At 39.5% G+C, this 14,290-nt stretch carries 10 protein-coding genes; 4 read left to right on the forward strand and 6 right to left on the reverse strand.

The annotated features are described in order from the left end of the window. Positions 1 to 80 precede the first annotated feature (80 nt). The 4 genes from ABJH98_RS02275 to ABJH98_RS02290 all read left to right on the forward strand — a co-directional run bounded on the left by ABJH98_RS02275 (position 81) and on the right by ABJH98_RS02290 (position 6,474). Positions 81 to 2,438, forward strand: coding sequence for an ATP-binding protein (locus ABJH98_RS02275; protein WP_348305996.1), 2,358 nt, complete (start codon positions 81 to 83; stop codon positions 2,436 to 2,438). 154 nt (positions 2,439 to 2,592) lie between these two features. Then, complete coding sequence (locus ABJH98_RS02280; protein ID WP_348305998.1) at positions 2,593 to 3,711, forward strand: acyl-CoA desaturase; 1,119 nt, start codon at positions 2,593 to 2,595, stop codon at positions 3,709 to 3,711. A 201-nt stretch (positions 3,712 to 3,912) separates the two neighbouring features. Beyond that, a complete protein-coding gene (locus ABJH98_RS02285; RefSeq protein ID WP_348305999.1) occupies positions 3,913 to 6,141 on the forward strand; it encodes a T9SS type A sorting domain-containing protein in 2,229 nt (742 codons plus the stop codon). A 120-nt stretch (positions 6,142 to 6,261) separates the two neighbouring features. Next, positions 6,262 to 6,474, forward strand: a complete 213-nt coding sequence (locus tag ABJH98_RS02290; RefSeq protein ID WP_348306000.1) for a Kazal-type serine protease inhibitor domain-containing protein — start codon at positions 6,262 to 6,264, stop codon at positions 6,472 to 6,474. 3 nt (positions 6,475 to 6,477) lie between these two features. On the opposite strand, the gene thrC is transcribed toward ABJH98_RS02290, so the two are convergent. The 6 genes from thrC to ABJH98_RS02320 form a co-directional block, all read right to left on the reverse strand. After that, positions 6,478 to 7,776, reverse strand: coding sequence for a threonine synthase (thrC, locus tag ABJH98_RS02295; RefSeq protein WP_348306001.1), 1,299 nt, complete (start codon positions 7,774 to 7,776; stop codon positions 6,478 to 6,480). Positions 7,777 to 7,829: 53 nt separating this feature from the next. Beyond that, positions 7,830 to 8,132 carry a DUF1330 domain-containing protein gene (locus ABJH98_RS02300; RefSeq protein ID WP_348306002.1) on the reverse strand — a complete coding sequence of 101 codons (303 nt, stop codon included), beginning with the start codon at positions 8,130 to 8,132 and terminating at the stop codon, positions 7,830 to 7,832. 4 nt (positions 8,133 to 8,136) lie between these two features. Continuing rightward, complete coding sequence (locus ABJH98_RS02305; RefSeq protein WP_348306003.1) at positions 8,137 to 9,060, reverse strand: homoserine kinase; 924 nt, start codon at positions 9,058 to 9,060, stop codon at positions 8,137 to 8,139. Positions 9,061 to 9,063: 3 nt separating this feature from the next. Then, positions 9,064 to 11,508, reverse strand: a complete 2,445-nt coding sequence (gene thrA, locus ABJH98_RS02310; RefSeq protein ID WP_348306004.1) for a bifunctional aspartate kinase/homoserine dehydrogenase I — start codon at positions 11,506 to 11,508, stop codon at positions 9,064 to 9,066. A gap of 112 nt (positions 11,509 to 11,620) precedes the next feature. Continuing rightward, entirely contained in the window at positions 11,621 to 12,889 is a 1,269-nt protein-coding gene (gene ilvA, locus ABJH98_RS02315) for a threonine ammonia-lyase IlvA (RefSeq protein ID WP_348306005.1), read from the reverse strand. A 9-nt stretch (positions 12,890 to 12,898) separates the two neighbouring features. Further along, entirely contained in the window at positions 12,899 to 14,224 is a 1,326-nt protein-coding gene (locus tag ABJH98_RS02320; protein ID WP_348306006.1) for a pyridoxal phosphate-dependent aminotransferase, read from the reverse strand. Positions 14,225 to 14,290: the final 66 nt, after the last annotated feature.

Below are 14,290 nucleotides of genomic sequence, written 5' to 3' on the forward strand. Positions count from 1 at the left end.
CAGAATAACCTGATGTAACTAAATTTTGTACTAATCAAATATCTATTCACTTAATTCTTCCTATGAAATTATTGCCATTCATGTCAAGACATCTCCTTCTACTGATAGTTGTTCTATGGTCAGTAGGGTCTTCAGTTCTTGCTCAAAAAGGAAGTACACAAGACAAAGAAAGAATAGATAACCTTCTGGCTAGCGCAAAGAACAACATCAATCGATCGAATCTCTCTGGAGCATTGACTCAAGCCCAATCCGCCCTTGAACTTGCGGAGAGCATTGATAACGTTCAGAAATCATGGGAAGCAAAGAACTTGGTGGGTGAAATCTATTTAACCCAAAACGATTTTCAGAAAGCGATTCATATCTTTTTGGAAATGAGTATGCGCTCCGAAAAGGTTAACAATTTTAGTGTTTCTGCCAATGGGTATTTATCACTTGCCAACATCTATTCTCATATGGGTGCTTTCGCTAAGGCCAATGAAACCTATGAGTTGGCTTATGATCAATTTGATAAAATCGACTATGAAGTGGGTATGATCGAAGTGAAAGCTGCAGCCAGTTTGAATCATCTGACAGCTAACAATCTTGACAAAGCCCTGATCTCATACAATAAGTTGTTGGATTTAGCCACTAAAGATAATTTGGCCTATTTCAAACTAATCGCACATGATGGATTATTGGAGGTATATCAAAAGTTAAAAGACACCAAAAAGGGCATTGAAGTAGGAACATCTTATTTAGTGTTGATTGAAAAAGAAGGTGGAAGTGAGCAAATGGTTGCAAACGCACATAATAGAATGGGAGCGTTATACTTAAATAACAATGAAAACCAATTGGCTCTGGAGTCTTTACAAAAAGCTGAAGTGATAGGTCAAAGTGGTAAAACAGGTGATAAAATACTTTCAAAAACGTACCAATTACTCTCACAAGCACATGATGCTCTCAATAATTCTGATCTATCAACGCAGTACAACAATAAATTTGAATCACTCAAAAGAAGACTGCCAGCAGAAACCAATTACCACCCAGACGATCTTGAAGAAGCCGAAATACTAGCTCGTGAGCTTGAAAGAACCTCTAGAGCGATAATTTCAGAACAACAACTGGCGCAAGAAGAAGCCGAAAAGAACAAACATGAAGATATAGTAAGTGATGAAATCCAAAGGCTAAAACTTCTGGAGCATGAGGCACTTGTGGGCAATAGAAACTTGGGACACACGGCGTTAGAAGCAGAGTACATTCATCAGGATTTGATGGTTGCTCAGCACGAATTCGAAAGTACAGAAAGACAAGCAGAAATACTCAGATATAAAGCAAGCCTCGTTAGACATCAACTCGAGCTAAAAGTAGCAGAAGAAGAAAAACTGATTCTACAGCAGCAGGCAGAAATCAGCGAAAAAAGGCAACAAATCTACCTCGTCATCGGCGGGGCATTTCTGCTTATTTCAGTGATATTAGGAGTGGAATACGTCCGAATCAGAAAATTAAACAAATTGCTCAAATCTCAACAGACTACTATCCATCAACGAAATGTAGAGCTTCAAATTAGCAATGCTACTATAATGGAAAAAAATGCCAAGTTGCATAAGGCGCATAATGAACTCAAGCGAACACAGGCTAATTTGATACAAGCAGAGAAAATGTCAGCCTTAGGTATGCTGACTGCAGGGATCGCGCATGAGGTCAATAACCCAATCAGTTTTGTAAGCAATGGTCTTCAAATACTGGATGAGAATATATCTGAAGCTTTTGATACACTTTCCACTTTTGAACAAATCATTCAATTGAATGATATAGATGATATCAAAAGCAACTACAACATTCACAAATCTGAAAATCAAAGCGTATCGGTACTCAAAAAAGACACAGCTGATTTACTCGGAGATGTGAAATTTGGAGCTACACGGATAACTGAAATTGTAGACGGGCTAAGAATATTCTCAAGAAAAGATGAAAAGAAATTTAAAAAAGCTCAGCTAAGTGATATTATTGAGTCTGCTCTGTTGATTTCGAAGTCTAAATACAAAGGTAGAATTCAAATTATCAAGGATTATGGAAATAATATGCCTTCAATAGACTGTTTCCCCGGCCAATTGAATCAAATTTTCATCAATCTCATAGGTAATGCCTCAGATGCCATTGAAGGCGAAGGATGGATTAAATTGATGCTACAAAACATTGACAATAAATATGTAAGAGCTATCGTGCAAGACAGTGGTAGTGGCATGACGGAAGACGTAAAAAAGAAAATTTTCGAACCACTCTATACTACTAAAGAATCTGGCAAAGGCACAGGGCTAGGACTATCAATCACTACAGACATTATAAAAACCCACAGAGGTCATATCGATGTCAGAAGTAAAGTAGGAGTCGGCACAGCTTTTATACTTACGCTTCAGGTCGACCTGATGAAAGGCAAGACTCAAGAAGCAGAAAGCTAAAGATCACCTGACCAAAATCATGTTGCCATCACTTCACCAAATTAGGCAGATCAGTCAATTCTCTTTAGATTTGCCGTTTGGCCTACGGAAATTTTTTTCCTTGGTTGCCATATTGGCAAGTTTTAGTCCTAACCAAAGAAAAAATTAAGCAGCTATGATCAGATACAAGTTCTCTAAAAAACAGGATCAAGAATTTACAGCAACCCTTCGATCTAGAGTCAATTCATATTTTCAAGAGAATGATCTAAATAGAGATGCTAATACAACCATGTTTTTTAAGTCCATTTGCCTTTTCACTTGGTATCTTACCCCCTATTTCATTCTAATATTTAGTGGAATTACGAGCATTCCAGTATTGATGTCCTTGTGGGTAATAATGGGTCTAGGAAAAGCCTTTATCGGAACCGCTGTAATGCATGATTCTTTGCATGGATCTTATTCGAACAACAAAAGAGTAAACTTCTGGATGGGTCTTTCTGCCATGATCATAGGTGTAGACTCATTAATTTGGAAAATTCAACATAATGTCATTCATCATACCTATACAAACATAGAACATACGGATGAAGATATTTTGCCACGATTCGTCTTCAGATTTTCGAATAATCAACCTAAAAAGTGGTTTCACAGATTTCAACATATTTATGCTCCAATCTTCTATTGTGTACCCTTGTTAGAATGGCTCACAACTAAAGACTTTCTCAAAGCATTTGATTATAAAAAAATGCGTCTGATTAAGCCGGGGGCTGAATTCAGAAAGGAACTTGCGGCCATTATTGTTAGAAAATTCTTCTACTATATTTTCTTTGTGGCTGTTCCAATGCTTGTTATCCCAATACCAGCATGGATCACATTAGTTATGATTTTGATTTCTAGCGGGGTTACAGGAATCATGCTCGCCATGATATTCCAGACTGCTCACGTAGTACCATCTGCTGCTTTCTATGAAATCGAGGGTGAGGAAGTAGACCACAGCTGGTCTGCCCATCAATTACTAACTACATGTAATTATGGTATGAATGATAAAGTGTTAAGCTGGCTTGTAGGTGGATTAAACTTCCAAGTAGAACATCATTTATTTCCAGATATTTGTCATGTTCATTACCCAGCTATAGCACCGATTGTTCAGCAGACCACCAAAGAGTATGGTCTGCCTTATTATGCGGTAGATTCATTTGGAGATGCTGTTGCCAGTCATTTCCATATGCTTAAGCAACTGGGCAAACAAGAAGAATTTGAAGGCCAGCCAGCTTTCTTTGTGGCAAAATCTTAGTCTTTAGAATTCTCTCTTTAGTTCATTTTGAGCGAAATGGACAATAAATCCACAGATATCTAGGTAAAAACACTAATCGATAGGTAAAAATACCTATTTTTTTTATTTTTTTACTTAGCTTTGACTTTGGAAAAGGTTATTCTCAATCTTTTCGAATACCAGCTATAGTATTTACAATTTTCAGTATCAAACAGTACTTAAATGATTAAAATCTATAGATTCCATTTATTGGTATTTTCCATTCTTTTAATTGAAATACTATCCTTTCCTAATTTGGCACAGGCTCAATGTACCGTATCAGGTTTGTCCGTGAATTCCTATAGCGATCCACTAAACTTAAATACAATTACCACAGAATTTACTTGGGACGTCTTGGAAAATGCGGAAGAATATCAAGTGAGTTATAAAATTTTAGGTAATCCTGATCAAGTTTTTTCTCTTTTCATGAATACCAACACATTCACCGTGTTTAGTTTAGTTCCAAATACGACCTATACTTGGCGAGTCAATGCTAAATGTGATGGAGTTTGGGCGACATGGCCTGCATACATTGAACAATTCACTACGCCTGACGGCGCATCTTGTGAGGCCCAAAGTCTGACTTCTAATATTGTCGTGGAAGAAGACAACACAATATCGGCTCAACTAACCTGGGACAATGAGCTATCAGACATGTATCAAGTGAGTTACAGGAAAGTAGGTGAGTCGCAGCTATTTTCAAGTATTCTATCTACCAATGAACACAGTTTATCTGTTTTGGAAGCTAATTCCACCTATACTTGGCGTGTACGAACTAGTTGTAACGGAAATTGGAATGCATGGCCTCCATATGTGGAGCAATTTGTCACACCAAATGGGACAGGTTGCCAGCCAAACGAATTATCAGTATCACTTATAGAAAATGAAGATGGTTTGTATACCGCTGATTTAAGTTGGGAATTGACATCAGCTGAAGCGTATCAAGTAAGTTATCGAGAGGTAGGGCAACCTCAAGTTTTTTCAGCAATTTTAACTAGTAATAGCATTTCTCTTACAGACCTTTTGCCCAATACAACCTATAAATGGCGTGTCAAAGCACAATGTAATGGAACATGGACCAATTGGCCTCCATATACAGAGACTTTTTTGACAAGTAATTTGGACACGACTCCACCAACTGTTCTAACACGAGATATTACCGCCTCTCTTAGCGATTTAGGAATTATTTCTATTGCACCACAAGATATAGACAATGGTTCTTTCGATGATCAAAGCACTATCATCTTAGCACTAGACATTATGGACTTCGATTGCAGCAATATTGGGGTCAATGATGTTACTCTAACTGCAACTGATGAAGCTGGCAATGCTAGTTCTGCGACAGCTCTAGTTACAATTGTAGATGATATTGCACCAGTGATACATTCAAATGAATTGACAGTATCGCTCGATGAATTTGGCAATGCAGAGATTTCAGTAGATGAATTAAATAATGGATCACAAGATGCTTGTGGCATAGGTGCTATCACATTAGACAAAACTAGTTTCGACTGTACGGATATTGGTGAAAATATCTTGACGTTATCGGTCACTGACAATAATGGAAATATGTCGTCAGAAACTGTTACTGTCTATATTATTGATGATTTAGCTCCAAATATATCTGCTTCCATAGATCTGATCAGCCATCATGGCAGGTCTCGTAGCTACCATCATAATATTTATCAAATAAACTATTCTGCCGAAGACCAATGCAATGAATCAGCCGACGTTGATGGGCTTATTACTGTTCCAGACATTAGTGGATTTACTGTTAAATTAAAAAGAAGTTGGTTTAGTCAAAAAGTTAAAATTGATACTCATAAAAAAAGAATCGAAATAAAATCCTACAATCCACAAGAAATATACGAATCAATTCTGGAAACAGGTGGTTTAAAAGTTGCCAATAAATCTCTCGCTTACTTAAAGCTTCATTCTGGATCAAAACATGAGTACAGGTTATGGAGAGGATGGTTATACGCGGCTTATGCTCCTGAAATTGAATTGGTAGCCACCTCTACTGATGCTTCAGGGAATATGGCTCAAGCTTCCTATAAACTAGGTGAAACCCTTGAAAATAATCAAGACAGCAATGCTAGAATCGTTGATTTGGATAATGAGGAAGAAACTCTCTCAACAGAATTACAATCTTTTGACCCAGTCATTTACCCAGTTCCAAGTACAGGCATATTCAATATCAGCCTAACACAAGATATGGGTCAAGAAGAATCAATAGTTTCGTTGTTTGATATTTCAGGTTCTTTGATTCAGCAAAAACGAATTAGTGGTCAGAATTCATTTACAGCTCCAATTCAAATTGGCAACCCTTACATGCAAGAGGGTGTTTATATAGTTAAAATTGAAAGTAAAAATTCAAGCACAACTAAACGCGTCTCTGTTAAAAAGAACTAGTAGCTAAGAGAAGTGTCATAACATCTCAACATTAAATTTTAGATAGTAATTCCATCCATTTTGGATATTACTGTGTCTTATAATCAAGAACAAAATAAGTATTGATTATAAAGTTGAAACATGAAGTTATTCTTATTCCCTCTATTTCTATTTCTAAGCATGGCCTCTTGCTCGGATGACGAACAAGATTGCATTGAAAAGCTAAAACCCGCATGTGGATGCACACTAGAATATGATCCAGTATGTGGCTGCAATGGTACAACATATCCCAATGCCTGCGCTGCAGAATGTGCCAGCATCACTATATATGAAAAGGGCGAGTGTTTGAATTAATTATTATATAGATATAGTTTTTAGCACTTCTTCCAGCTGACCCAAGTCAGCATTCATTCCAATGGCCACCTTTTTTCTATCGATATAATCTTGAAGCCTTTGAGGAATCTCAACTTTCTCTTCAATGATTGATTCTACAACATCTAAGAACTTAGCTGGATGAGCAGTTTCTAGGAACACACCAACAGCTTGGTTCTCTTTTAAATATTCTTTCAATCCCAAATATCCGACAGCCCCATGGGGATCGAGTAAGTATCCAGTTTCACCGTATACTTTCTTGATCGTGCCACTAGTTTCCTCATCAGTATAAGTATAGCCAATCAGTTCTTTTCTAAAAGTCTCCACATCTGCACCAAACAAATCATTCATTCGATAGAAGTTGCTCGGATTTCCCACATCCATGGCATTGGAAATGGTTTCTACCGATTGTCGTGGTTCAAAATTGCCCGACTTCAAATATGCTGGCACAATATCATTGGCATTGGTTGAAGCGATGAACTGCTTGATCGGTAAGCCCATTTTTTTGGCTAGCAACCCAGCAGTTAAATTGCCATAGTTGCCACTAGGTACTGAAATTGCCAATTCATTCTCTTCACCGAGCATGGCGTACGTCCAGAAGTAATAGAACGACTGTGGAACCAATCGCGCCATATTGATGGAATTAGCAGAAGTCAAATTATATTTTTCTTTAAGCTCTAGGTTTAGAAATGCATCCTTTACCATTTTTTGGCAATCGTCGAAAGTCCCTTCTACTTCGCAAGCTGTAATGTTTTCACCCAAGGTCGTCAATTGCTGCTCTTGGATTTTGCTGATTTTCCCTTTAGGGTAAAGGATCACGACATTGATGTTTTTCATCCCTAGGAAACCACTAGCTACGGCACTACCCGTATCGCCAGATGTAGCCACTAAGATGGTCGCTTTTTTATCACTCTGTCTGGAGAAGTAGCTCAAACATCTAGCTAGAAATCTAGCCCCCACATCCTTGAATGCACAGGTAGGGCCATGATACAATTCTAAGGCATAGACATTGTCTTCCACTTCTATCAAGGGTAAGTCAAAAGCTAACGTACCTTCCACTATTTCTCTCAATTCCTTTTCTGGAATTTCATCCTCGATGTAGCACTTCGCCACTTGGTAGGCTATTTCGTGCAAAGGCATGTCATGGATATTATCAAAGAACTCAGCAGGCAACTGCTTGATTTCCTTCGGCATATACAATCCATTGTCATCGGGTAGCCCCTGAAAAATAGCTTTTTCAAAACTTACTTCAGGAACTTGCTTATTGGTGCTATAGTATTTCACTTTTGATTCAAAATTTAAAATTCAATGTTCAGATTGTTAAAACATAAGTCGCTTTACATTTTCTCTCCTTTAAACATTAAAATAGATTCTACGGACTCATCTTTCAGGTGTTTGTACTTAAGGCGCGAGTTGTCATTCATAAACTCGTTCAGTTTATCCTCAGATTCAAAACTCACAATATGAATTTCATAAGGTTTTTTGTCTTCTCCTGCTACATACGCTGTAGCGTCAGGCCTCAGTCTCTGAACTATTTTTCCTGTGTACTTTTCCATCAACGGAATCGCATGGTTTTCAAATGCTTGAAAAATGGCTTCCTTGCCAGGCTTTAAGTAAATAAATTGTGTGATGTAAATCATGACATCAAATGGTTCTCACCCCTTCTTTTCCAATCTTGGACATATAAGTATAAGCCAAAATTCCAACTTCATCATATTTAGCTTGCATCACATTTTTGATTTTCAAAGCAGTCTCTTCTCCTTTACTAAAAGTAAAAATAGACGGCCCTGATCCCGCAATGCTGCAGCCTAAAGCACCCTCTAATAAAGCACTTGATTTCACCTCATCATAGAGTGGAATTAAAATCTTGCGAATAGGCTCCACTATGACATCCACCATCGAGCGACCAATCAAATCATAATTTGACTCATACAATCCCGACACTAAGCCACCAACATTGCCCCACTGCTGAACAGCCACTGACAAATCCACCTGCTTCTTCAATATCTTTTTAGCATCCGTAGTTTTCACTTCGACCTGCGGATGCACTATGGTGACGAACAAATCTTCTGGCACCGGAAGAGTCAAAATATCCAAAGGTTCATAGCTTCTTACGAGTGTGAATCCGCCCAACAAATTGGGAGCTACATTGTCTGCATGTGCTTTTTTGGAAACTGCTTTCTCTCCTTCCATGGCAAACTCAACCAATTGTGAAGGGGTAAATGGGCGGCCCAACAATTCGTTGACAGCGAATACTCCACCTGCAGAACTGGAAGCACTTGTTCCCATTCCGCTACCTGGATTGATTGTTTTTTTGATCGAAAAAGAAAAACCTTGTGTGCTTCCCACAGCATCCAAAAGGGCTTGTGCGGCTACTGTAGCTGTGTTCACCAGTGGATCTTTTGGTAGATCAAAGCCAATAATCTCGTCAATGACCAATTGACCATCATCCCTTTTTGAGACCTCCATCTCTTCTCCAATTCCATCCAAGGCGAAGCCCAGGACGTCGTATCCACAACCAACATTGGCCACGGTGGCTGGAGAGAATACTTTTATTTTTTCTGGCATAGTTTAGCTATTTGCAATTCGCATGATATCGGCAAATATACCCATCGCAGTTACTGCAGCTCCTGCCCCAGCACCTTTTATCACCAAAGGCTGATCCTCATATCTGTTGGTGTTGAACAAGACTATATTATCGCTTCCTTCCAAAATATAAAATGGATGAGATTTTGTGATTTCTTTGAGTCCCACTGATGCTTTTCCATTGTCGTATGTAGCAACCACTTTGAGTCGCGCATTGTTATCTTCAGCTTTCTTCACGAGTGACTGGAAATGATCTTCGTGCTCCTCCAACTTGGCATAGAATTCTTCATTAGTCTTCGTCTTCATACAGTCTTCTGGAATGAAAGATTCTGCGGTTATATCTTCAAGTTCAGCCTCAACTCCACACTCTCTGATCAAAATCAAAATCTTACGCATCACATCAACTCCACTCAAATCAATCTTCGGATCTGGTTCGGTATAGCCTTCTTCGCCAGCCTGCTTGACAATGTCAACAAACTTGACACCTGACTTGAAATTGTTGAAGATAAAATTCAAACTCCCCGAAAGTACAGCTTCTATTTTCTTCACCTTGTCCCCACTCTTGATCAAGTCTTGGAGGGTAGTGATGACTGGCAAACCTGCACCTACATTGGTCTCATAGTAGAACTTCGACTTGTACTCGCGAGCCGTATTTTTCAGTTCTTGATAGTTTTCATACGACGAGGCACAGGCTATTTTATTCGGTGTAACTACAGAAATGTTTTTGCTCAGAATGCCGTTGTAAAGACCAGCTATCTCTGCGCTGGCCGTATTGTCTACAAACACACTGTTTCGCAAGTTCATATCTTGAATAGACTGAATGAATGCTTCGTTAGCCATTTTCAACTCACTGTCTAATAACGAATCCTTCCAATTCACAAGATCTATACCCTCTTCATCAAAGAACATCTTTTTGCTATTGGCTATACCCACAATTCGTAAATCTACATGTTCGTTCTCACTCAAATATTCCTGCTGCTTAGCAATTTGCTGGATGAGTGTACCCCCCACATTACCAATTCCGACCAAGAATAAATTGATTCGTTTTTTCTCAGACAAGAAGAAGCTTTCATGTAATACATTAAGAGATTTTTTCAAGTGGCGCTCTTGGATCACCACGGTAATATTTCTTTCAGAAGATCCCTGCGCAATGGCTTTGATGTTCACCCCATTTTCGCCCAACGCAGCAAACATTTGCCCGCTGATCCCTACATGGTCTCGCATTTTGTCACCAACTAATGCCACAATAGCAAGATTTTCTTCAACCTCTAATGGGTCAACTTTATTGAGGCTTAGCTCAAACTGAAATTCTTCGGCAATAGCTGCCCTACTGGCCTCCACATCATTGCCATCTACACCCACACAAATCGAGTGTTCAGAAGATGCCTGAGTGATGATGATCACGTTAACCTTTGCTTCAGACAATGCTTTAAAAAGTCTAAAGGAGAATTTTGGTATTCCAATCATTCCACTACCTGACAGATTGAGTAGTGCTATATTTTTCACGCTCGACAAGCCTTTGACAAACTGCTTAGAACCATTCGAGTCGGAGCTAATAGTCGTACCCGCATCCTGTGGCTTAAAAGTGTTTTTAATCTTTATCGGAATGTTCTTATCCATGGCCGGCTGGATAGTCGGCGGGTAGATCACCTTTGCCCCGAAGTGAGAAAGCTCCATCGCTTCCTGATAAGAAATCTTCTCAATCGGGTGTGCTGAGGAAACAGCTCGTGGATCGGAAGTCATCATGCCACTCACATCTGTCCAAATCTCGAAAGCGTCTACTTCTAAAGCTGCGGCCAAAATAGCGGCAGTATAATCAGATCCTCCACGACCTAAAGTTGTATTGACGTTGTCAGCATTGGAAGAAACAAAGCCTGGACAAATCACCAAATCTGCGGAAGATTTGAAAAAGTCTTTGATGTTATGATTAGTGCTGGTAAAATCAACAATCGCATTGTTGAACGTACTATCTGTTTTGATCATTTCACCGGTATTTCCCCAGTCTGTGGTAAGGTCTTCCGAATTCAAGAAGTCAACGATGATATTGGAAGACAGTATCTCTCCCATTCCCAACACTCGATCCAGGGATCGCGGTGACAATTCACCAATCAAGAAGATACCTTTCATGATATCCTCTAGATCGTTCAATAAGATTTTGGTTTTGCTCAAAGTGCCCGATTGGCTTTTCACTGGAAGCAGTTCTTTTACTGTATCGAGGTGCCTGGCTTCTATTTTTGTTAGCAACTCCTGGTATGACTCATCGCCAGCTGCAGCCAAATCGCTACACTCATGGAGTAGATTGGTGACGCCACCAAAGGCCGACACTACGCATACTTGTTTTTCATTCTTTCCAGCTGATAAGATATCCTTTACCACTTTTAGATTATCCGGGGTACCTACGGATGTACCTCCAAATTTCAACACTTTCATTATATAAGATTTTAGACGTTAGACTCAAGATTTTAGACTTAAGTCTCTATTTATTTAAGTTTTGAACTTTCGCTTAAAACAAACTAAGCTAGGGTTCTTTAATTCAATTCTATTAAACTAAATACTGCATCAAATCAGGCTTTTCATTCAGATATTCGAACACGAAATTTTTGGCTGCTAACTTCTTAAACAAGTCTTGAAGACTGTCTTTGTTTTGCAATTCTATTCCAATCAAAGCTGGTCCTTTTTCTCTGCTGTTCTTTTTCGAATATTCGAAATGAACAATATCATCACCAGGCCCCAGTACTTCAGTCAAGAATTCTCTCAATGCGCCTGCTCGTTGTGGAAATCGAATGATGAAGTAGTGTTTAATCCCTTCATAAAGTAAAGACCGCTCCTTGATTTCTTCGGTTCGGGTAATGTCGTTGTTACTGCCGCTGATCACGCAGACCACGTTTTTTCCTTTGATCTTTTCTTTGTAAAAATCCAAAGCTGCCAAACTCAATGCACCAGCTGGCTCGACTACTATCGCCTCTTGATTGTATAATTGAAGGATCATAGAACACACTTTCCCTTCTGGCACTAAGATGATATCATCAAGACCCTCTTTGCAAATTGCCAAAGTCTTAGCACCCACCTGCTTTACTGCTGCACCATCTATGAAAGTGTCGATTTTCGGCAATACGATGTTCGTCTCCTGAGCAATAGATTGTTTCATGGCCGGCGCACCGGCCGGCTCCACGCCAATGATTTTTGTCTTAGGAGACAAGGTTTTGAGTGCAGTAATGGCACCTGCAGCCAAGCCTCCACCACCAATGGGTACAAATAGATAATCTAGAGGACCATCGGCGTCTTCTAATATTTCAAGTGCTACGGTTCCTTGCCCCTCGATCACTTTATCATCATCAAATGGATGAACAAAAGTGGCCTTTTCCTTCTCACAATACACCATAGCTTCATTGTAAGCATCGTCAAACGTGTCTCCCGTGAGGACTACCTCCACCATGTCCTTACCAAACATGCGTACCTGACCGATCTTCTGTTTAGGTGTAACACTCGGCATGAAGATCGTGCCTTTTATCCCCAATTTTTGACACGAATAAGCTACACCTTGCGCGTGATTTCCAGCGCTGGCGCAGACAATTCCGTTTTGTCGCTCACTTTCGTCAAGACTCGAAATTTTGTTGTAAGCCCCACGGATTTTGTAAGACCTTACCGCTTGTAAATCTTCTCTTTTGAAAGAAATATCCGCTTGAAAGCGCTCCGAAAAATTTAGATTTTTCATCAGTGGCGTGCGCACAACTACATTGTTGAGCTTCACCTTGGCGACCTGTATCCCTTCGTAAGTCGGTATCATCAATTTTGCTTCTGCTATTTCCATTTCCTTACCTTAGGCTACCACTTCTTCCTTGACATCAGAGGTGCAAAATTCATTGATCGCATCTGCGATTTTGCTAAAAGTCTCGTGTAAGACTTCTTTATTTTCTTCTAGTAATGTGATTCTAAATCCTCTCAGTTCAGACTGAAAAGAAGAAAGAGGTACCACACAAACTCCCTTAGCTGCGAGCAAGTAATAAACAAACCTTTTGTCGGGTTCGCCGATTCGCTCCACCCATGAATCAGCTAATTTTTTGATTTCGGGGTTATCAACCTGTAGCTCTTGATTGTTGTTCAAGACACCTTCTTTAAACACGATGGTATTGTAGAATGCTCCATTGGTTTTATTGAAAGTCACATAAGGTAGATCCTTCAAGTATTGAGAAATAATCTCGCTCCGCTCAGCTATTTCATCTCTACGTTGAGCCAAATAATTCTGATATTTCGGATGCTCTTGAATCAAGGGCAACGCCTTCTGAGGAAGCGTAGTCGAACATACTTCGACCATTTTAGCATTCTCTAATGTTGCGCAATACTTATTAAATTCTTCGTCTACTTCTCTGTTATAAAACTCCATCCAGCCACAACGGCTACCTGGCCATGGACAGTCCTTTGAAATTCCTTTCAACGCAATTCCTGGCACGTCACCCAAGACTTCTGCCAGTGCTCTGGTCTTCGTGTCGTTGTAAATGATGTTGGTATAAATTTCATCACTTGCGATGAACAGATTAAACTCTTTGGCGATTTCTACAATCTTGACCAGATATTCTTCAGGATACACCATGCCCGTCGGGTTATCTGGGTTGATGATCAGAATCCCGACTATGTTGGGATTGTATTTTACTTTCAGACGCAAGTCTTCCAAGTCTGGATACCAATTATTTTCTGGGTCCAAATTGTACGTCAAAGGCTCTTTGTTCGAATGTGCGGCCTCTAATGCAGAATGTGTAGAGTATGCAGGCGAAGGTCCGATGACACGCGAATAAGGACTCAAGAATTGATAGAGTTTGCCGATCGCATCCCCTAAACCATTGAAAAACAAAACGTCATCTGCGGTGATTTGCACACCGTTTTTTTTATTGTTCTTCTCAGCCAGATACTGTCTGGTCTCCAAGACCCCTTTTGAATGACAATAGCCATAGGTTGCATTTTCATTGACTAAATCAGTCAAAATCTCTTTGATCCAGGCAGGTACTACGGCATGCTTCAATATAGGGTCTCCAATGTTTTCCCAATAGATCCGCTGACCCAACGCTTGTAGGGCTTCAGCTTTCTTGACTATGTCTCTGATTTCATAGTCTAGCTGACTCGATCCTTCATGTAGTAGTACTTGGCGCATTACTTTTATAGTATTTAGTAGTTAGACACTAGTATTTAGACCCTTTTTTTTAAAGTCTAGATACTA

Source organism: Reichenbachiella sp. (assembly GCF_039969095.1).
In the GTDB taxonomy this organism is placed as follows: Bacteria; Bacteroidota; Bacteroidia; order Cytophagales; family Cyclobacteriaceae; genus Reichenbachiella.

Excerpts from the sequence above, each read along its gene's own strand:
- ABJH98_RS02300 (WP_348306002.1), bottom strand. The coding sequence starts at position 8,132 with ATGATTTACATCACACAATTTATTTACTTAAAGCCTGGCAAGGAAGCC.
- ABJH98_RS02280 (WP_348305998.1), top strand. The coding sequence starts at position 2,593 with ATGATCAGATACAAGTTCTCTAAAAAACAGGATCAAGAATTTACAGCA.
- ABJH98_RS02290 (WP_348306000.1), top strand. The coding sequence starts at position 6,262 with ATGAAGTTATTCTTATTCCCTCTATTTCTATTTCTAAGCATGGCCTCT.
- ABJH98_RS02305 (WP_348306003.1), bottom strand. The coding sequence starts at position 9,060 with ATGCCAGAAAAAATAAAAGTATTCTCTCCAGCCACCGTGGCCAATGTT.
- ABJH98_RS02285 (WP_348305999.1), top strand. The coding sequence starts at position 3,913 with ATGATTAAAATCTATAGATTCCATTTATTGGTATTTTCCATTCTTTTA.
- thrA (WP_348306004.1), bottom strand. The coding sequence starts at position 11,508 with ATGAAAGTGTTGAAATTTGGAGGTACATCCGTAGGTACCCCGGATAAT.
- ilvA (WP_348306005.1), bottom strand. The coding sequence starts at position 12,889 with ATGGAAATAGCAGAAGCAAAATTGATGATACCGACTTACGAAGGGATA.
- ABJH98_RS02320 (WP_348306006.1), bottom strand. The coding sequence starts at position 14,224 with ATGCGCCAAGTACTACTACATGAAGGATCGAGTCAGCTAGACTATGAA.
- ABJH98_RS02275 (WP_348305996.1), top strand. The coding sequence starts at position 81 with ATGTCAAGACATCTCCTTCTACTGATAGTTGTTCTATGGTCAGTAGGG.